General features: G+C 66.6%; 16 protein-coding genes and 1 pseudogene. All 17 read left to right on the forward strand.

Features of this window, described 5'->3' with window-relative positions:
• Positions 1 to 340 precede the first annotated feature (340 nt).
• On the forward strand, positions 341 to 763 hold the full coding sequence (locus OSB52_RS23980) for a DNA-binding transcriptional response regulator (protein WP_268900174.1): 423 nt from the start codon (positions 341 to 343) through the stop codon (positions 761 to 763).
• 76 nt (positions 764 to 839) lie between these two features.
• Positions 840 to 1265, forward strand: coding sequence for an NADH-quinone oxidoreductase subunit A (locus OSB52_RS23985; protein WP_235723386.1), 426 nt, complete (start codon positions 840 to 842; stop codon positions 1263 to 1265).
• 70 nt (positions 1266 to 1335) lie between these two features.
• Positions 1336 to 1890 (forward strand): NuoB/complex I 20 kDa subunit family protein, encoded by a 555-nt coding sequence (locus tag OSB52_RS23990; protein WP_235723385.1) that lies wholly within the window; start codon positions 1336 to 1338, stop codon positions 1888 to 1890.
• A 32-nt stretch (positions 1891 to 1922) separates the two neighbouring features.
• Positions 1923 to 2615: an NADH-quinone oxidoreductase subunit C gene (locus tag OSB52_RS23995; RefSeq protein ID WP_266063843.1), complete on the forward strand. Its 693-nt coding sequence runs from the start codon at positions 1923 to 1925 to the stop codon at positions 2613 to 2615.
• Positions 2615 to 3967 (forward strand): NADH dehydrogenase (quinone) subunit D, encoded by a 1353-nt coding sequence (nuoD, locus tag OSB52_RS24000; protein WP_266063827.1) that lies wholly within the window; start codon positions 2615 to 2617, stop codon positions 3965 to 3967. The genes OSB52_RS23995 and nuoD overlap by 1 nt, the downstream gene beginning before the upstream one ends.
• Positions 3964 to 6017, forward strand: a pseudogene (gene nuoF / locus OSB52_RS24005) (NADH-quinone oxidoreductase subunit NuoF). The gene nuoD and the pseudogene nuoF overlap by 4 nt, the downstream one beginning before the upstream one ends.
• The gene (locus OSB52_RS24010; RefSeq protein ID WP_266063829.1) at positions 6014 to 8416 is read left to right on the forward strand and encodes an NADH-quinone oxidoreductase subunit G; all 2403 of its coding nucleotides are present in this window, start codon (positions 6014 to 6016) and stop codon (positions 8414 to 8416) included. Before nuoF ends, OSB52_RS24010 begins: the two are co-directional and overlap by 4 nt.
• Positions 8413 to 9711, forward strand: a complete 1299-nt coding sequence (nuoH, locus tag OSB52_RS24015) for an NADH-quinone oxidoreductase subunit NuoH (RefSeq protein ID WP_266063831.1) — start codon at positions 8413 to 8415, stop codon at positions 9709 to 9711. The genes OSB52_RS24010 and nuoH overlap by 4 nt, the downstream gene beginning before the upstream one ends.
• The gene (gene nuoI, locus OSB52_RS24020; protein WP_266063832.1) at positions 9704 to 10240 is read left to right on the forward strand and encodes an NADH-quinone oxidoreductase subunit NuoI; all 537 of its coding nucleotides are present in this window, start codon (positions 9704 to 9706) and stop codon (positions 10238 to 10240) included. The genes nuoH and nuoI overlap by 8 nt, the downstream gene beginning before the upstream one ends.
• Before the next feature lie 20 nt (positions 10241 to 10260).
• Complete coding sequence (locus tag OSB52_RS24025) at positions 10261 to 11091, forward strand: NADH-quinone oxidoreductase subunit J (RefSeq protein WP_266063844.1); 831 nt, start codon at positions 10261 to 10263, stop codon at positions 11089 to 11091.
• Positions 11088 to 11387 (forward strand): NADH-quinone oxidoreductase subunit NuoK, encoded by a 300-nt coding sequence (gene nuoK, locus OSB52_RS24030; RefSeq protein WP_235723378.1) that lies wholly within the window; start codon positions 11088 to 11090, stop codon positions 11385 to 11387. Before OSB52_RS24025 ends, nuoK begins: the two co-directional genes overlap by 4 nt.
• A 10-nt stretch (positions 11388 to 11397) precedes the next feature.
• A complete protein-coding gene (nuoL, locus tag OSB52_RS24035) occupies positions 11398 to 13302 on the forward strand; it encodes an NADH-quinone oxidoreductase subunit L (protein WP_266063833.1) in 1905 nt (634 codons plus the stop codon).
• Entirely contained in the window at positions 13299 to 14924 is a 1626-nt protein-coding gene (locus OSB52_RS24040; protein ID WP_266063835.1) for an NADH-quinone oxidoreductase subunit M, read from the forward strand. The genes nuoL and OSB52_RS24040 overlap by 4 nt, the downstream gene beginning before the upstream one ends.
• The gene (nuoN, locus tag OSB52_RS24045) at positions 14924 to 16612 is read left to right on the forward strand and encodes an NADH-quinone oxidoreductase subunit NuoN (RefSeq protein WP_266063837.1); all 1689 of its coding nucleotides are present in this window, start codon (positions 14924 to 14926) and stop codon (positions 16610 to 16612) included. The genes OSB52_RS24040 and nuoN overlap by 1 nt, the downstream gene beginning before the upstream one ends.
• Positions 16613 to 16656: 44 nt before the next feature.
• On the forward strand, positions 16657 to 17442 hold the full coding sequence (locus tag OSB52_RS24050) for a hypothetical protein (RefSeq protein ID WP_266063838.1): 786 nt from the start codon (positions 16657 to 16659) through the stop codon (positions 17440 to 17442).
• Positions 17439 to 18014, forward strand: a complete 576-nt coding sequence (locus tag OSB52_RS24055) for an nSTAND1 domain-containing NTPase (RefSeq protein WP_266063839.1) — start codon at positions 17439 to 17441, stop codon at positions 18012 to 18014. The genes OSB52_RS24050 and OSB52_RS24055 overlap by 4 nt, the downstream gene beginning before the upstream one ends.
• 311 nt (positions 18015 to 18325) lie before the next feature.
• A partial coding sequence (locus OSB52_RS24060) for a Fic family protein (RefSeq protein WP_266063840.1) occupies positions 18326 to 19039 on the forward strand: 714 nt, incomplete at its 3' end.

The following is a 19039-nucleotide window of genomic DNA, read 5'->3' on the forward strand; positions in this document are numbered from 1 at the left end:
GCGAGACCCACCCCGCAAGCTCGCACACACCCCTTCAACCGGCGGGCGCGCCACCACACGCCCACTCGCACATCCCCCAACCGGCGGGTGGCCACCACACGCTCACTCGCACATCCCCCAACCGGCGGGTGGCCACCACACGCTCACTCGCACATCCCCCAACCGGCGGGTGGCCACCACACGCTGATCGAGTAGCCACCGAGCCGCCAGGCGAGGTCGCGTATCGAGATCACCCCCGAATCAATGGTCGGGGTGCCTACGGGGTTTCGGACGCCTCCGAGGCTGCCTGAGCGGTAATGTGCTCGACGTGACAGACCCCGGCCGCGACGAGAAGCACTCGCTGCGCCGTCCGGATGGCGATCCCGCGGTGGTGCTGCGAGTTCTGGTGTATTCGGACCATTCCGACACCCGCGCGGCGGTCCTCGGTGCGCTCGGCGGCAACCCCGATCCCGCGCTCCCCGAGCTCAGCTTCGTGGAGGTGGCCACCGCCCCGATGGTGTTCGCGCAGCTCGATGCCGGCGCGATCGACGTCGCCATCCTCGACGGTGAGGCCGCGCCCGCCGGCGGCATGGGCATCGCCAAACAGATGCGTGACGAGATCGACCCGTGTCCGCCGATCCTGCTGTTGCTCGGTCGCGCCGATGACCGCTGGCTGGCCGACTGGTCGCGGGCCGACGCCACCGCGACCCTCCCGGTGGACCCGATCGCGTTGTCCACCACCCTCGTCGACCTGCTCCGAAACGCCGAACTCCAGAAACCCTGACAAGGGCGGCTCCCCCGCTAGTAGGCTTTGTGTCACAGCTCACATGTGACTCCGACTGTGGGGAGGCCGTCACGATATGAACGCCTACGTCCCGATCATGGTCCTCGGGGCAATTGCTGTGGCGTTCGCGGTCTTTTCAGTTGGCGTTGCGATGTTGATCGGACCGAAACGGTACAACCGCGCCAAACTCGAGCCCTACGAGTGCGGCATCGAACCGCACACCGAATCACACGCTCTGACGCCCGCCGGCGACGACTCGACCGGCGGCGTGCTCACCGCATCACGGATCACCGAGCGGGCCGTCCAACGTATCCCGGTGAAGTACTACCTCACCGCGATGCTGTTCATCATCTTCGACATCGAGATCGTCTTCCTCTACCCGTGGGCGGTCGCCTTCGACCTCCTCGGCTGGTTCGGTCTCGCGGCCATGGCGCTGTTCATCGTCAACGTTTCGGTGGCCTACGCCTACGAATGGCGACGCGGAGGGCTCGCCTGGGAATGACCACGATCTCGGTGCGCGCCCGACGCCGGGCGGTACCGGGAACGTCGCTACACGTGAGGAGGTGTCGCCGATGGGACTCGAGGAGAAACTGCCGAGCGGGTTCCTGTTGAGCACCGTCGAGGATCTGGCCGGGTTCATGCGCAAGGGTTCCCTGTGGCCGGCCACCTTCGGCCTGGCCTGTTGCGCCATCGAGATGATGGCCACCACATCGGGTCGCTACGATCTCGCCCGTTTCGGGATGGAGGCGTTCCGGGCCTCGCCCCGACAAGCCGACCTGATGATCGTCGCCGGTCGGGTCAGCCAGAAGATGGCACCGGTGTTGCGGCAGATCTACGACCAGATGACCGAGCCCAAATGGGTACTAGCGATGGGTGTTTGCGCTTCGTCGGGCGGCATGTTCAACAACTACGCGATCGTGCAGGGTGTCGACCACGTAGTGCCCGTGGACATCTACCTTCCCGGCTGCCCCCCGCGGCCGGAGATGCTGCTGCACGCCATCCTGAAGCTGCATGAACAGATCCAGCAGATGCCGCTCGGCGTCAACCGCGAACAAGCCATCTGGGCTGCCGAACAGGCAGCGCTGCAGGCGAAACCGACGATCGAGATGAAGGGCCTGCTGCGATGACCGAACCCCGGGCGCCCAAGGCGGCGGGCGACATGAGCCGCGCGGAGCAGACCGGCCCGGAACAGATCGGCATCCGCAAGGGCTTGTTCGGGGTGCACGGCAGCGGCGACACCTCCGGCTATGGCGGACTCGTCCAAGCCGTCACCCTGCCCGGCAGTTCCACCCGCCCGTACGGCGGGTATTTCGACGAGATTGCCGACGAACTGGCAGCAGGTCTGGCCGAGATGTCCGCGCGTGCGCCCGGCTACGACGAGGCCGTCGAGAAGGTGGTGATCTTCCGCGATGAGATGACCGTCCACGTGCGCAGACAACACCTGCGACCGGTGGCGCTGACGCTGCGTAACCGCGACGCGCTGCGGTTCGAACTGTGCCTGGGCGTCAACGGTGTCCACTACCCCGATGATCACGACCGGGAACTGCACGCGGTGTATCCGCTGGCGTCGATCACCCACAATCGTCGAGTGCGCCTCGAGGTCGCCGCCCCCGACTCGGATCCGCACATTCCCACGCTCACCGACATCTACCCGACCAACGACTGGCACGAGCGCGAGACCTACGACTTCTTCGGCATCGTCTTCGACGGCCACCGCTCGCTGACCCGTATCGAGATGCCCGACGACTGGCAGGGCCATCCCCAGCGCAAGGATTACCCGCTCGGTGGAGTTCCGGTGGAGTACAAGGGGACCCGTATCGCACCCCCTGATCAGCGGAGGTCCTACAACTGATGACCACCACCGATGACAACACGCCCAACTCCCATCCCGACGACGTGCGTGCCACCCAGACCTACACGGTCTCCGGTCAGGACTGGGACGAGATAGTCACCGCCGTCCGCGAACGGGCCGAAGCCCAGCCCGGCGACGAACGCATCGTGGTCAACATGGGTCCACAGCATCCCTCCACCCACGGAGTGCTGCGGCTGATCCTGGAGATCGAGGGCGAAACCGTCACCGAGGCCCGGTGCGGAATCGGCTACCTACACACCGGCATCGAGAAAAATCTCGAGTACCGAACCTGGATGCAGGGGGTCACCTTCGTGACCCGGATGGACTACCTGTCGCCGTTCTTCAACGAGACCGCCTACTGCCTGGGTGTGGAACGCCTGCTGGGCATCACCGACGACGTCCCAGAACGTGCCAGCGTCATCCGGGTATTGCTGATGGAACTCAACCGGATCTCCTCGCACCTCGTCGCACTCGCCACCGGCGGAATGGAACTCGGCGCGGTCACCGCGATGTTCCTCGGTTTCCGGGAACGCGAGATGATCCTCGACATCTTCGAATACATCACCGGCCTGCGGATGAACCACGCCTACATCCGGCCGGGCGGCGTCTCCCAGGATCTGCCCGAAGACGCGGCGGACAAGGTAGGCGAGTTGCTCGATATCCTGCCGACTCGACTCGGTGAACTCGAGGACCTACTCAACGAGAATTACATCTGGAAGGCCCGCACCCAGGGCGTCGGCTATCTCGACCTCACCGGGTGTATGGCGCTCGGGATCACCGGCCCGGTCCTGCGGTCCACCGGCCTGCCACACGACCTGCGCAAGTCCCAACCCTATTGCGGCTACGAGAACTACGAGTTCGACGTGATCACCGACACCACCTGCGACTCGTATGGCCGGTACCTGATCCGGGTCAAGGAGATGCAGGAATCCGTGCGGATCGCACGGCAATGCCTCGACCGTCTGCGGCCCGGCCCGGTGATGGTCGACGACCGCAAGATCGCCTGGCCGGCCGACCTGGCATTGGGGCCCGACGGACTCGGCAACTCGCCCGAGCACATCGCGAAGATCATGGGCACATCCATGGAAGCGCTGATCCACCACTTCAAGCTGGTGACCGAAGGCATGCGGGTGCCGGCCGGACAGTGCTACGTGCCCGTCGAATCGCCCCGGGGCGAGCTGGGCGTGCACATGGTCTCCGATGGGGGCACACGCCCTTACCGGGTGCACTACCGCGATCCGTCGTTCACGAATCTGCAAGCGGTGGCTGCGATGTGCGAGGGCGGCATGGTGGCCGACGTGATCACCGCGGTCGCCAGTATCGATCCGGTGATGGGAGGGGTCGACCGATGAGTGACCCGGTGTTCGTGGATCTGACCGCGCCGACCGAGCAGGGAGAGCATCCCGGCCAGGGTGCGGTGGTCCTGCCGCCGCAACCGCATCCGACTATCCGCTTCGGCGGCCCCGACCACTACGCCGACGAGGTGCGCACCCGGCTGGCGGCCGACGCCGCCGGCATCATCGAACGGTATCCACAGCCACGTTCGGCGTTGTTGCCCCTGCTGCATCTGGTGCAATCCCAGGACGCGCAGATCACTCGGGCCGGCGTGGAATTCTGTGCCGCACAACTGGGACTCACCGCCGCCGAGGTCGCCGCGGTGGCCACCTTCTACTCGATGTACCGCCGGTCGGCCACCGGCGAGTACCTCGTCGGGGTGTGCACCAACACGCTCTGCGCGGTGATGGGCGGCGACGAGATCCTGGCCGCGCTGCGCGACCACCTGGGTATCTCGCCCGGGGACACCACTGCCGACGGACGCATCACCCTCGAACACGTCGAATGCAACGCGGCCTGCGACTTCGCGCCGGTGGTGATGGTCAACTGGGAGTTTTTCGACAACCAGACCCCTGCGGGCAGTGTGGAACTCGTCGAGGATCTGCGGGCAGGTGTCGCGGTCACCCCCACGCGATCCACCGGCACTGTTTGCAGTTTCCGACGGACCGCTCGGCTGCTCGCCGGGTTACCCGAAGACGGGGGTGACGCATGACCGCGCTGTCGCCCGGCACCGACCCTGCCGAAACTCCTGTCCTGAGCCGCTATTGGGACGAACCCGAATCCTGGACACTCCGAAGCTACGAGTCCCACAACGGGTACGCGGCGTTGCGTAGCGCGCTGCAACAGCAGCCGGACGACCTCATCGACACCATCAAGGCATCCGGGCTGCGGGGACGCGGTGGTGCCGGATTCCCGGTAGGCATGAAGTGGTCGTTCATCCCGCAGACCGACCCGACCGATCCCGACTCCCCCGATCCGCGCCCGCACTATCTCGTGGTCAACGCCGACGAATCCGAACCGGGCACCTGCAAGGACATCCCGCTGATGCTGGCGTCACCGCACTCGCTCATCGAGGGTGCGATCATCGCCGCCTACGCGATCCGCGCCGCGCACGCCTTCATCTACCTTCGCGGCGAAGTGGCCTCGGTGCTGCGCCGACTCCGCTCAGCGGTCGAGGAGGCCTACACCGCAGGCTATCTCGGCTTCGACATCCTCGGATCAGGCTTCGACCTGGAATTGGTGGTGCATGCCGGCGCCGGCGCCTACATCTGCGGTGAGGAGACCGCACTGCTGGACTCGCTGGAAGGCCGGCGCGGCCAACCACGGTTGCGGCCACCGTTTCCCGCGGTCGCAGGTCTCTATGCCAGTCCGACGGTGGTCAACAACGTCGAATCGATAGCCAGTGTGCCGCCGATCATCCGCAACGGTGTCGACTGGTTCCGCTCGATGGGCACCGAGAAGTCGCCTGGATTCACGCTGTACTCGCTGTCGGGGCATGTGGCCCGCCCCGGCCAGTACGAGGCGCCGCTGGGGATCACATTGCGTGAGCTGCTCGAGCGCGCCGGTGGGGTGCGCGCCGGTCACGAGCTGAAATTCTGGACACCCGGGGGATCGTCGACGCCGATCCTCACCGCCGAGCATCTCGATGTCCCCCTCGACTACGAGGGGGTGGGCGCGGCCGGTTCGATGCTGGGCACCAAAGCGCTGCAGATCTTCGACGAGACGACGTGTGTGGTCCGCGCCGTACTGCGTTGGACCGAGTTCTATGCCCACGAGTCGTGCGGCAAATGCACCCCGTGCCGGGAGGGCACCTATTGGCTCGTGCAGTTGCTGGCACGAATCGAGGCCGGCGCGGGTACTGCCGCCGATCTCGACACCATCACCGATGTCACCAACAGCATCGTGGGAAAGTCGTTCTGTGCGCTCGGCGATGGCGCGGGCAGTCCCATCGTGTCGTCGTTGGAGCATTTCCGCGACGAGTACCTCGCCCACTTCGAGGGCGGCTGCCCGTTCGATCCGCACCGATCAACGCTCTACGCCGACTCCGAGTCGGGAGGTGACCGATGACCGCCGTCGACGAACCCACCACCGAACAACGACCCGATCTGGTGACGGTCACCATCGACGGCGCCGAGATCGTGGTACCGAAAGGAACTCTGGTGATCCGGGCCGCCGAGCTGATCGGCACCCAGATCCCGCGATTCTGCGATCACCCGCTGCTCGACCCGGTCGGCGCCTGCCGGCAGTGTCTCGTGGAGGTGGAGGGTCAGCGCAAACCGCTGGCCTCGTGCACCACGGTGGTCACCGACGGCATGGTGGTGCACACCCAGCGCAGCTCCGAGGTCGCGGAGAAGGCTCAGCGCGGCGTCATGGAGCTGCTGCTCATCAACCATCCGCTCGACTGTCCGGTGTGCGACAAGGGCGGTGAATGTCCGCTACAGAACCAGGCGATGTCCTCGGGACGGGGCGACTCCCGGTTCACCGGCACCAAGCGGACCTTCACCAAACCGGTCCCGCTGTCCTCGCAGGTCCTGCTCGACCGGGAACGATGCGTCCTGTGTGCACGTTGCACACGGTTCTCCGACCAGGTCGCCGGCGACCCGCTGATCGACCTCGCCGATCGCGGTGCGTTGCAGCAGGTGTCGATCTACCAGGACGAACCGTTCGAGTCGTACTTCTCGGGCAACACGGTGCAGATCTGTCCGGTCGGTGCCCTCACCGGTGCCGCATACCGATTCCGTGCGCGGCCCTTCGACCTGGTGTCGACACCCGGGGTCTGCGAACACTGCGCCAGCGGCTGCGCCCAACGTACCGATAACCGACGCGGCACGGTGTTGCGTCGCCTGGCCGGCGACGATCCCGAGGTCAATCAGGAATGGAACTGCGACAAGGGGCGCTGGGCGTTCGCCTACGCGAATGCCGACGACCGGATCACCGCGCCGATGATCCGCGGCGCCGACGGTGAGCTCCGAGGCGTGTCGTGGGCCCACGCGCTGCGCCATGCCGCCCAGATGCTGTCGGCGGCACGCGGCCGCACCGGAGTGCTGGCCGGGGGCCGGCTCACCGCCGAGGACGCCTACGCCTACGCCCGATTCGCCCGGGTCGCCCTGGACACCAACGACATCGATTTCCGTGCGCGAGTGCACAGCGGCGAGGAGGCCGACTTCCTCGCCGCACAGGTCGTGGCCCGACCCGACGACATCACCTACCGCGACCTCGATACGGCACCGGCCGTGCTGCTGGTGGCCTTCGAGCCGGAGGAGGAGTCACCCATGGTCTTCCTCCGCCTCCGGCGCGCCGTGCGCACCCGCAACCAACGGGTCACCGCGATCGCCGCCCTGCCCAGTGCCGGCGTCCGCAAGCTCGCGGGCCACCTGTTACCCACCGTGCCGGGAGATGAAGCTGCGGTACTGGATTCCGCTGCCGCCATCGACGCGGTCGCCGCGCCGGGATCGGTCATCGTCGTCGGCGAGCGGTTGGCCGGGACACCCGGAGGGCTGAGCGCCGCGGTGCGCCTGGCCGAACGGACCGGGGCACGGCTGGCATGGATCCCGCGTCGAGCCGGTGAACGCGGCGCACTGGAGGTGGGTGCCGCACCCAACCTGCTCCCGGGTGGCCGGCCCGTCGCCGATCTGTCCGCGCGCACCGAGATCGCGATGGCCTGGCAGGTCGCCGATCTGCCGAGCACGCCCGGCCGCGACACCGCTGCCATCGTCGCGGCGGTGGCCCGGCGGGAACTGTCGGCATTGCTGGTGGGCGGGGTGGAGCTCGCCGACCTCCCCGACCCGGCCGCAGCCATCGCCGCCGTGGCCGACGCCGATGTCGTGGTGAGCCTGGAGATCCGACGCAGCGCCGTCACCGACCGCGCCGATGTGGTGCTGCCGGTTGCGGCGGCACCGGAGAAGTCGGGAATGTACCTCGACTGGGAGGGCCGCGCCCGCCCGTTCGGCACGGCCCTGCCGGAGGTCGGAACGTTGCCCGACCATCGGGTCCTCGACGCTCTCGCACATCAGATGGGCGTCGACATCCGGTGCGCTGACATCGCGACGATCCGTGCCGACCTCGAACGACTCGGGCCCTGGCGCGGACTGCGACCACCGTCGCCCGACGTCGCCGTGCCGCCGCATCGGCCGACGGTCGAGACCGGCCGGGCCGTGCTCGCCACGTGGCGCATGCTCCTCGATGACGGGCGCCTCCAGGACGGTGAGCCGCATCTCGCCGGGACGGCCCGCACCCCCGTCGTCCGCATGTCGGCGGCCACCGCAGCGGGAATCGGTGCCGCCGACGACTCGCCCGTCGAGGTCAGTACCACCTGCGCCGCGATCGTGTTGCCGTTGCAGATCACCGAGATGGTCGACGGTGTGGTCTGGGTGCCGATGAACTCACCGGGCGCGTCGGTGACCGCGGACCTGCGAGCGCAGGCCGGTGACGTCGTCACCATCGCGACGGTCGAGGAGGTGTCATGACCTTCCCCACGCTCGCCGACTTCGGTCAGGACCCGTGGTGGCTCATCGGGCTCAAGGCGCTGGCGGTATTCGCGTTCCTCGTGGCGAATCCGCTCGCCGCGATCCTCATCGAGCGGAAGATCATGGCGCGCATGCAGACCCGGATCGGACCCAACCGGGTGGGGCCCCGTGGACTGTTGCAGAGTCTGGCCGACGGTGTGAAGCTCGCCCTCAAGGAGGGCATCATCCCCAGCGGCGTGGACAAGCCGATCTACCTCGCCGCTCCGATCATCGCGGTGGTCCCAGCAGTGATGGCGTTCGCGGTCATCCCCTTCGGCCCCATGGTCTCGGTGTTCGGGCATCAGACCCCGCTGCAACTCACCGACCTCCCGGTCGGTGTCCTCTACGTGCTCGCGATCACCTCGGTCGGGGTGTACGGCATCGTGCTGGCCGGATGGTCCTCGGGGTCGACCTATCCGCTGCTCGGCGGGCTGCGCTCCACCGCTCAGGTGATCTCTTACGAGATCGCCATGGGCCTCACGTTCGCGGCGGTGTTCCTCGACGCCGCCACCATGTCGACCTCAGGCATCGTGGCAGCGCAGGAACACCACTGGTATGTGCTGCTGTTGCTGCCGTCCTTCGTCATCTACGCGGTGTCGATGGTCGGTGAAACCAACCGCGCACCTTTCGATCTCCCGGAGGCCGAGGGCGAACTCGTCGGTGGTTTCCACACCGAGTACAGCTCGCTGAAGTTCGCGATGTTCATGCTCGCCGAGTACATCAACATGGTCACCGTCTCGGCGCTGGCCACCACACTGTTCCTCGGCGGCTGGCAGGCCCCGTGGCCGCTGAGCGCGTTCGACTGGGCGAACTCCGGTTGGTGGCCGATCCTGTGGTTCACCCTCAAGGTCTGGGTGTTCCTGTTCGTGTTCATCTGGCTGCGCACCAGCCTCCCGCGGCTGCGCTACGACCAGTTCATGAATCTGGGCTGGAAAGTCCTCATCCCGATCTCGCTGACCTGGGTGATGGTGGTGGCCGTGATCCGGGCGGCGATCGGCACCTCCGACGACGACGACCTCGCGCGGTCGCTGGTCTCCGCGGCGGCGGGGCTCGTGGTGACCGCGCTGCTGTTGTACGCGGTGTGGCGGTTGATGCGACTGCCGAAGGAAGTTGAAGAGGACGAGAAAGCCGCACAACCGCCCGCATTCGATCCGATGGCCGGCGGGTTCCCGGTGCCCCCGTTGCCCGGTCAGGTCCTCTCGGCGCGTCCGATGTCCCCGCCGCCCGATCCCCGCAAGGAGACGACCGATGCCTGATTTCATGAAGCCGATCAGCGGACTGGGCGTGACGTTCTCGTCGATGTTCTCGCCCACCATCACCGAGCAGTACCCCGAGCAGAAAACACCCACCGCACCTCGCTATCACGGCCGCCACCAACTCAATCGGCATCCCGACGGACTGGAGAAGTGCATCGGGTGCGAACTGTGCGCCTGGGCGTGTCCGGCCGATGCGATCTACGTCGAGGGTGCCGACAACACCGACGAGGAGCGGTATTCGCCGGGCGAACGCTACGGCCGGGTGTACCAGATCAACTACCTGCGGTGCATCGGTTGCGGTCTGTGCATCGAGGCCTGCCCCACCCGGGCGTTGACAATGACCAACGACTACGAACTCGCCGACGACAACCGCGCCGACCTCATCTACGAGAAGGACCGGTTGCTGGCACCGCTGCCGCCCGGGGTCGAGGCGCCACCACACGAGATGGCCCCGGATTCCACCGAGGAGAACTACTACCGCGGTGAGGTGTCGAAGGAGGGGCGCCTGGTGGGGAGGGCGGACTCGTGACCACCACGCTCCTCGCGGAGCTGACCCGCACGTCGACATCGGTCCCGCTCGCTTCGCTCCCGGCGACCAGCACGGGTGAGGCCGTGCAGTTCTGGGTGCTGGGGGCGGTCGCACTGATCGGTGCTCTCGGCGTCGTGTTCGCCACCAAGGCCGTGTATTCGGCGATCTTCCTGGCGACGACGATGATCATCCTGGCGATCTTCTATGTCGCGCAGGGTGCGCTGTTCCTGGGTGTGGTGCAGGTGGTGGTCTACACCGGCGCGGTGATGATGCTGTTCCTGTTCGTGCTGATGCTGATCGGTGTCGACTCGTCGGACTCCCTGGTGGAGACGCTGCGCGGGCAACGCGTTGCCGCAATCCTGATCGGACTCGGATTCGGCGTGCTGCTCATCGCCGGGATCGCCAACGCGTCGCTCGCCGTGTTCGTCGGCGCGCCGGTGGCCGGCGCGCCCGGTGCACCGGCCACCGCGGACGACGGCAACGTCGAAGCGATCGCCGAACTCATCTTCGTGCAGTATCTTTGGGCGTTCGAACTCACCGGCGCCCTGCTCATCGCGGCCACGCTGGGCGCCATGGTCCTCGCCCATCGGGAACGGTTCGGTCCGCGACGCACCCAGCGGGAGCTGTCAGTACAACGATTCCGGGACGGCATCGACATGACGCCGCTGCCCAGTCCCGGCGTGTACGCGCGGCACAATGCCGTCGACGTGCCCGCGCTGCTCCCGGACGGCACCCCGTCGGATCTGTCGGTGAACGCCACGCTGCGTCCCCGATCTGCGGTCGCGCCGAGTCACGAATCCCCCAGCATCCGTAGACAACTCGCCGAAGGACGCGGGAAGGACCACGGATGAATCCAGAGAACTACCTCTACCTCGCGGCGTTGCTGTTCGCTATCGGCGCAGCCGGGGTGCTGCTGCGGCGCAACGCGATCGTGGTCTTCATGTGTATCGAGCTGATGCTCAATGCAGCCAACCTCGCATTCGTGACGTTCGCCCGGATGCACGGCTCGTTCGACGGTCAGGTGATCGCGTTCTTCGTGATGGTGGTCGCCGCAGCCGAGGTGGTGGTGGGTTTGGCCATCATCATGACCATTTTCCGCGCCCGCAGGTCGGCCTCGGTCGACGACACCGACCTGCTGAAGCGATAGTGAGGTGCCGGTGAGCTCCCAGACGACCGCCGACCTGCTCTGGCTGGTGCCCGCACTTCCGCTGATCGGCGCAGCGATTCTGTTGCTCGGCGGCCGACGCACCGACCGTTGGGGCCACCTGCTCGGCACCGGACTCGCACTGGCGTCGTTCGTGGCGGGACTGATCATGTTTGTCGGCATGCTCGGCCGTGGCGCCGATGATCGTGCCGCGCACCAGATCCTGTTCAGCTGGATACCCGTGGGTCAGCTGCAGGTTGACTTCGGACTGCAACTCGACCAGCTGTCGATGTGCTTTGTGTTGCTGATCACCGGAGTCGGATCGCTGATCCACATCTACTCGATCGGCTACATGGCCGACGACCCGGATCGTCGCCGATTCTTCGCCTACCTCAATCTGTTTCTCGCCGCGATGCTGCTGCTGGTATTGGCCGACAACTATCTCGGCCTCTATCTCGGCTGGGAAGGCGTCGGGCTCGCATCGTATCTGTTGATCGGGTTCTGGCAGTACAAGCCGACCGCGGCGACTGCGGCCAAGAAGGCATTCGTGGTCAACCGCGTCGGCGACATCGGCCTCGCGGTCGCGCTGATGATCATGTTCGCCACCGTCGGTGCGGTGAGTTTCGAGGCGGTGTTCGCCGGCGCCGGACAGGTCGGCGAGAACGTTGTCACCGCACTCGGATTCATGCTGCTGCTGGCCGCCTGCGGAAAGTCGGCGCAGGTCCCGTTGCAGTCGTGGCTCGGCGACGCGATGGAAGGCCCCACCCCGGTATCGGCGCTGATCCACGCCGCCACCATGGTGACCGCAGGCGTCTACCTGATCGCGCGCTCTAACCCCATCTTCGATCTCGCGCCCGCGGCACAGGCGGGCGTGGCCGTGGTCGGCGCGGTGACGTTGCTGTTCGGCGCGATCATCGGCTGCGCCAAGGATGACATCAAGAAGGCACTCGCGGCGTCGACGATGAGCCAGATCGGTTACATGGTGCTGGCGACCGGACTCGGCCCGGCCGGATACGCCTTCGCCATCATGCATCTGCTCACCCACGGCTTCTTCAAGGCCGGATTGTTCCTGGGCGCCGGGTCGGTGATGCACGCCATGGACGACGAGACCGACATGCGCCGCTTCGGCGGGCTGCGCACCCTGATGCCGATCACCTTCGCCACCTTCGGGGTCGGCTACCTCGCGATCATCGGCGTGCCACCGTTCTCCGGCTTCTTCTCCAAGGACCCGATCATCGAGGCAGCCTTCGCGTCCGGCGGCGTCGGCGGCTGGCTCCTGGGTGGTGCCGCGCTCCTCGGCGCCGGAATCACCGCCTTCTACATGACCCGGGTCATGATCCTGACGTTCTTCGGCGAGCGACGATGGGCCGACGATCCGCCCCCGCATCCGCACGAATCCCCCGTGGTGATGACCGGCCCGATGATCCTGATCGGCATCGGTTCGGTGGCCGCCGGCGCCGCCTTGGCGTGGGGTGACTCGCTGGTGCACTGGCTCGAACCCGTGGTCGGCGAAGAGCATCACGAGCTCGCGGTGCCGGCATGGGTGGTGACGGCGACCATCCTCGCCGTGGTGGCCATCGGCATCGGCCTGGCCTGGCGGCAGTACGCGATCCGCCCGGTGGTCGTACCGGCGCCCGACGATGTCGGGCCCCTGACCGTCGCCGCGCGACATGATCTCTACGGCGACACCGTCAACGAACGACTACTGATGGCGCCCGGCCAGCACCTGACCGCGGGGCTCGTCGCGGTGGAGCGCGACGGTGTCGACGGACTGACCACCGGTGTCGGAACCACGATCGCCCGGGCGTCACAACGAGTACGGTCCTGGCAGAACGGCTACGTGCGTTCCTACGCGCTGTCGATGTTCGCCGGCGCCCTGGCGATCGTCGCGCTCGTGATGGTGGTGAATGTGCTGTGAACATCCCCTGGTTGACCATCCTGTGGCTCCTGCCGGCCCTCGGCGGGGTGGCGGCGCTCGCCGTGCCGAACACCCGCCCCGACCTCGCCAAGTGGTGGGCCCTGGCGGTCTCGCTGACCACGTTCGGGGTGGCCCTCGGACTGACAGTCGGTTTCGACGCCGACGGCGCGCGATACCAGTTCGTGGAGGACCTGCGCTGGATTCCGGCCATCGGGACGCGCTACGCGTTGGGCCTCGACGGCATCGGGTTGGTGCTGGTCCTGCTGACCACGGTGCTGCTGCCCATCCTCATCCTCGCGGGCTGGCACGACGCCGACCATTCCGGGTCACTGGATCATGCGGGTGGGCGCAGACAAAAGGGACCGCACACCTATCTGGCCCTGATGTTGTCGGTCGAGGCGATGGTGTTGATGAGTTTCGTCGCCATCGACATCCTGCTCTTCTACATCTTCTTCGAGGCGATGCTGATCCCGATGTACTTCCTCATCGGCGGATTCGGGGTCCGTGAGGGGACCGATCGTGCCCGCGCTGCGGTGAAGTTCCTGTTGTACAACCTGTTCGGCGGGTTGATCATGTTGGCCGCGGTGATCGGCCTGTACGTGGTGACCGCACGATCCGGGCTCGGCACCGACGGGGCGGGCACCTTCGATCTACGGGTCATCGTCGACGCGGTGTCCGCCGGAGAACTCGACGCCGGCACCGGTCTGGTCCGAATGCTGTTCCTCGGCTTCATGTTCGCGTTCGCGGTGAAGGCGCCGCTGTGGCCGCTGCACGGCTGGCTGCCCGATGCCGCGGTCTCGGCAACACCGGCGAGCGCGGTGTTGATGATGGCGGTGGTCGACAAGGTCGGCACCTTCGCCATGCTGCGCTATTGCCTGCAGTTGTTCCCCGATGCCGCACGCTATTTCGCACCCCTGATCGCAACCCTCGCGGTGATCGGCATCGTCTACGGCGCGATCCTCGCGATCGGACAGACCGATGTGATGCGCTTGATCGCCTACACCTCGATCTCACACTTCGGGTTCATCATCCTCGGCATCTTCGCGCTGACCAGCCAGGGCCAGACCGGTTCGACCTTGTACATGGTCAACCACGGGATCTCCACCGCCGCATTGTTCCTGGTCGCCGGGTTCCTGGTATCGCGGCGCGGCAGCCGACTGATCGCCGACTACGGCGGCGTGCAGAAGGTCGCGCCTGTCCTGGCCGGCACCTTCCTGGTGGCCGGACTCGCCACGCTGTCGCTTCCCGGACTGGCACCGTTCATCAGCGAGTTCCTGGTCCTCATCGGCACGTTCACTCGCTACCCGGTGGCCGCCATCGCCGCCGCGAGCGCCCTGGTGTTATCGGCGATCTACATCCTGTGGACCTACCAACGCATGATGGGCGGCCCCCCGAGACCGGCATCCGCGGAAGGACCGGGAGCCGCGACCCGCCCCATGCGTGACCTCCACGGGCGGGAGCTGGCGGTCGTGACACCGCTGCTCGCACTGCTGCTGGTCTTCGGCGTCTACCCGAAGCCGTTGCTCGACATCATCGATCCGGCCGTCACACACACGATGAGCACGATCGATGAGCAGGACCCCACACCCACCATCGTGGTACCGACGGAGGGAGACCGGTGATGACGGTTGCACAGCTCGCCCTCATCGAGGCACCCAGCGTCGCCTACGGCGCACTGTCGCCGATGCTGATCGTGTTCGGCGTCGCCGTGGTCGGTGTGCTGGTGGAAGCGTTCGCGCCCCGACGCCTGCGATACCCGACGCACCTGGTGCTGTCGCTCGGCGGTCTCGCGGCCGCCCTTGTCGCCGTCATCACGGTTGCCGTCGCCCAGACCCGCGGCGGCGGTCTCGGCGAATTCGTCATGTCCGGTGCGGTGGTCATCGACCGCCCGACGCTGTTCCTGCAGGGACTGCTGGTGGTGATCGCGATCGCCTCGGTGGCCTTCATGGCCGAGCGGCGACTGGAACGGGTGGTGGCCGCGCCGGCGCCGGGCCGACGGGTCAGCGATGGTCCGGGAGCCGCCGCCCAGGCCACCATGTCGTCGGTCGAAGCGGACATGTTCACCCCGTCCGGGGCGTCGGTACCCAACACCGACGCCGAGTTCGAGGCGACCCGCGCGGGTGGTCTCACCACCGAGGTGTTTCCGCTGACCTTGCTCGCGGTCGGCGGCATGATGCTGTTTCCCGCGTGCGGTGACCTGCTCACGATGTTCATCGCGCTCGAGGTGTTCTCGCTGCCGCTGTACCTGTTGTGCGGTCTCGCTCGTCGACGCCGACTGATCTCGCAGGAGGCCTCGCTCAAGTACTTCCTGCTCGGCGCGTTCGCGTCGGCGTTCTTCCTGTTCGGTGCCGCCTTCGCCTACGGGGCCACCGGATCGCTACAACTCGGGGCGATCGGCGAGGCGGTCGGTGCGGCGGCTCGCGAGCCGGCCGGCGACACCGTGTTGCCACTGATCGCGTTGGGCCTGTTGGCGGTGGGGTTGCTGTTCAAAGTCGGCGCCGTACCCTTTCACGCCTGGATCCCGGACGTGTATCAGGGCGCCCCCACCCCGGTAACGGCGTTCATGGCGGCCGCCACCAAGATCGCCGCGTTCGGCGCGTTGCTGCGGGTGTTCTACACGGCCTTCGGTGGTCTGCAGGATGATTGGCAGCCCGTGGTGTGGGCGGTGGCGATCGCCACCATGCTCGTCGGCGCCGTGATGGCGGTGACGCAGACCGATGTCAAACGGATGCTTGCGTATTCGTCGATCACCCATGCGGGATTCATCCTGCTGGGATTGGTGGCCTTCGACGAGGCCGGCCTGGCAGCGACGATATTCTACCTTGCGGCGTACGCGTTCTCCACCTTCGGCGCCTTCGCCACGGTGGCGGTGGTGCGCGAGCCGGATCGTCAGTCGGGCCCGCACCTGTCCGGCCGTGAGGCCACCGACATCGCACAGTGGGCCGGACTCGGCCGACGCTATCCGCTGGTCGGCGCGATGTTCTCGATGTTTCTGCTCGCCTTCGCCGGCATCCCGCTCACCAGCGGGTTCATCGCGAAGTTCGACGTGTTCGCGGCAGCGGCCGGCAGCGGCGCCGGAATCCTGGTGGTGATCGGTGTCATCAGCAGCGCCATCGCAGCCTACTTCTACATCCGCATCATCGTCGCGATGTTCTTCGCCGACGTCCCGGTGGACGCCCCCCACGTGGTGAAACCGAGTGTCCTCACGACGTCGTCGATCGCGGTGTGCACGGTGGTCACCATCGGACTGGGGGTCTTCCCGCAGCCGCTGCTGGACCTCGCGGCCGACGCGGCGCAGTTCTTGTCGTGACCGACCGTGCGCCCGCCGCCAGCTGACCCGGCTACAGTTCGGGAATGCGCTTTCTGCGTGCGGCAACCGTGGTGGCGGCGCTGGCGTGCGCCACCGGAATGTCGGCCGGCTGCAGCACCAACGACTCGACAGCCGTGCCGACGTCGCGCACCGTGGAGACGACGGTGGTGGCGCTGACCGAGTCATCGTTCGCCGACGAACCCGCGGCGGACTCCGCGGCATCGGCAAACGGATACCACCCTACCCTGGTCCGCCCCACCCTCCTCCGCACCGACGGCCGCCGCGCGAGCACCACTTACGATGTGCAACTGCCCCAGGTCGATGGCGGCGCACCCGCGGTGCGCGGCCGGTTCAACTCCGGGATGCGCGCCGCCCTCGACGATGTGGTGACCGGCCTGACCGACACCACCGTCTCCGACGGTTCGCTGGCCGACGACCAGCGCAGCCGGGTGACCACCGTCACCGACGACGTGGTCGCAGGCACCGCGATCTTCACGACGTACGCGCAGGGCGCCGCCCACCCGAACAACCACGTGGCAACCATCACCATCGACGCCCACACCGCCCAACCGATCCTGCTCGACGACGTGTTTCTCGACACCGACGCCGCCGCAGCACAATTGGCGGCCGCCGTGACGCGGATAGATCCGCGAGTCGATCCGGTCCACCCCGATATCGACAACTTCCTGAACTGGGTTCCATTGGCCAACGGTTTCCACACATATGTCCCGGTGGTCCACGCGCTGGGTGACTGGCTGCCGGTCACCGTGCCGTGGGACGAGATCTCGGCACTGCTGCGCCCGGGAATGGCTGATCAGCTCAGCGGGTGAACGCACCGACCGACGCCGACCCGCGCGCCGAGCTGGCGCGCCGCCTCGACGTCCTGTACTCCGATGCCGGTTCCCCACCGCTGAAGGCCGTCAGCGCCCGCGCCCGGGCTGTATTCGGCGACCAACTGGCGAAAACTCTGGGAACGTGCGCAGCAGGCGCGATCGTCGACACCAGCTCTGCCGGTGAGCTGTTGGTTTTGTTGGACTCGTCCGGAGCGAGGAAGTCGCCGCTGCTGCAAGCCGGCTTCGCCGCGCGGATCCGAGACGACGTCGACGTACTGCTGGTGACTCCGACCGCGGTGCCCGCCGGTCACCTCGATGCGTGGATACGGGATCGAGCCGTGGAGTCGAAGCCATATGTGCTGGCCGTCGACCAACTCGAAGAGATCTTTGTCGCGCCGTTCGACGATGCGGCCGCGGGCGCCTACCTCACGAAACTGGACGAGCTCTGCGCACCGGGCTCGTCCGGCCCAGGAGAATGCGGGCCGATATCTGCTACTCGAGCAGCCTGCGTTCTCGATCAGGCAGCGAGGTTGATCGCCACGCTCAGCAGGTCGCCGCCGAAGAGGTAGGCGTCGTTGAAGAACTGGGTGAGTCCGGTGAGCATTGGTTCGCCCTTTCGTTGATCCATCGTGTGTGCCGCGTTTCGGCACGAGAACCACAGTGGCACCGCCGGCCAGTCATCCGCCTGAACCGGACCGCATCCGACCAGCTCAGAGGGTGAGAATGAACCGTCCGGGCCGGACGGAGGCGGTGTCCGGAGCGGATCGGAGGTGGTACTGGGCGCGAGCGGCATTGCGAAAAACTCTTCACATGTTCACAAAACGTGTAAAAATCTGTCCGATATTTTTACACGTCGCTAGTCTCGTGAAAGAGTCCCAGCATGTCCTGGCAGCCTGAAGAGCCGTACAACGCACTGCCGTTACCGCCAACCCCGGAAAGCCTCGAATCCCGGGCCGTACTAAAAGCCGCGATCGGCGCAAGTACTGCGCTCGCGAAACTGGACCAGGCCGCCGTGTCGATGCCTAACCCCGCCGTGCTGATCAACTCGATACCGGTCCTCGAAGCACAGGCCAGTTCTGAGATCGAGAACATCGTGACCACGACCGACGAGCTTTTTCGCCACGTTGACGACGACGGAGCGGCGTCCACCGATCCCGCTACTCGCGAAACCCTGCGCTATCGCACAGCACTACACGCCGGTTTCACTCGCACGCAGGAGCGTGGACTCACCGCCTCAACCGCGTTGACGGTATGCAGCATCATCAAGGGTCACGAGATGACGATTCGGAGCATTCCCGGAACACGGATCGCCAACCCCGCAACGGGCGAGGTCATCTATAGCCCTCCAGAAGGCCGAGACCTGATCGAGGACAAGCTGGCCGATTGGGAGCGCTTTGTTCACAACAACGATGGACTCAACCCACTTGTCCGCATGGCGGCCGCCCACTACCAGTTCGAAGCGATTCACCCCTTCTCGGACGGCAACGGCAGGACAGGACGAATCTTGAACGTGTTGATGCTGGTTGAGGCAGGGCTCCTGCGGATGCCGGTCCTGTACCTTTCGCGCTACATCATCGACACCAAGAACGACTAT

Source organism: Gordonia aquimaris, assembly GCF_026262595.1.
Taxonomy (GTDB): domain Bacteria; phylum Actinomycetota; class Actinomycetes; order Mycobacteriales; family Mycobacteriaceae; genus Gordonia; species Gordonia tangerina.

What these genes read in the sequence shown, in the direction of transcription:
- OSB52_RS23985 (WP_235723386.1), top strand. Translation starts at nt 840, where the DNA reads ATGAACGCCTACGTCCCGATCATGGTCCTCGGGGCAATTGCTGTGGCG.
- OSB52_RS24050 (WP_266063838.1), top strand. Translation starts at nt 16,657, where the DNA reads ATGCGCTTTCTGCGTGCGGCAACCGTGGTGGCGGCGCTGGCGTGCGCC.
- nuoN (WP_266063837.1), top strand. Translation starts at nt 14,924, where the DNA reads ATGACGGTTGCACAGCTCGCCCTCATCGAGGCACCCAGCGTCGCCTAC.
- nuoD (WP_266063827.1), top strand. Translation starts at nt 2,615, where the DNA reads ATGACCACCACCGATGACAACACGCCCAACTCCCATCCCGACGACGTG.
- nuoH (WP_266063831.1), top strand. Translation starts at nt 8,413, where the DNA reads ATGACCTTCCCCACGCTCGCCGACTTCGGTCAGGACCCGTGGTGGCTC.
- nuoI (WP_266063832.1), top strand. Translation starts at nt 9,704, where the DNA reads ATGCCTGATTTCATGAAGCCGATCAGCGGACTGGGCGTGACGTTCTCG.
- OSB52_RS23995 (WP_266063843.1), top strand. Translation starts at nt 1,923, where the DNA reads ATGAGCCGCGCGGAGCAGACCGGCCCGGAACAGATCGGCATCCGCAAG.
- OSB52_RS24010 (WP_266063829.1), top strand. Translation starts at nt 6,014, where the DNA reads ATGACCGCCGTCGACGAACCCACCACCGAACAACGACCCGATCTGGTG.
- nuoK (WP_235723378.1), top strand. Translation starts at nt 11,088, where the DNA reads ATGAATCCAGAGAACTACCTCTACCTCGCGGCGTTGCTGTTCGCTATC.
- OSB52_RS23990 (WP_235723385.1), top strand. Translation starts at nt 1,336, where the DNA reads ATGGGACTCGAGGAGAAACTGCCGAGCGGGTTCCTGTTGAGCACCGTC.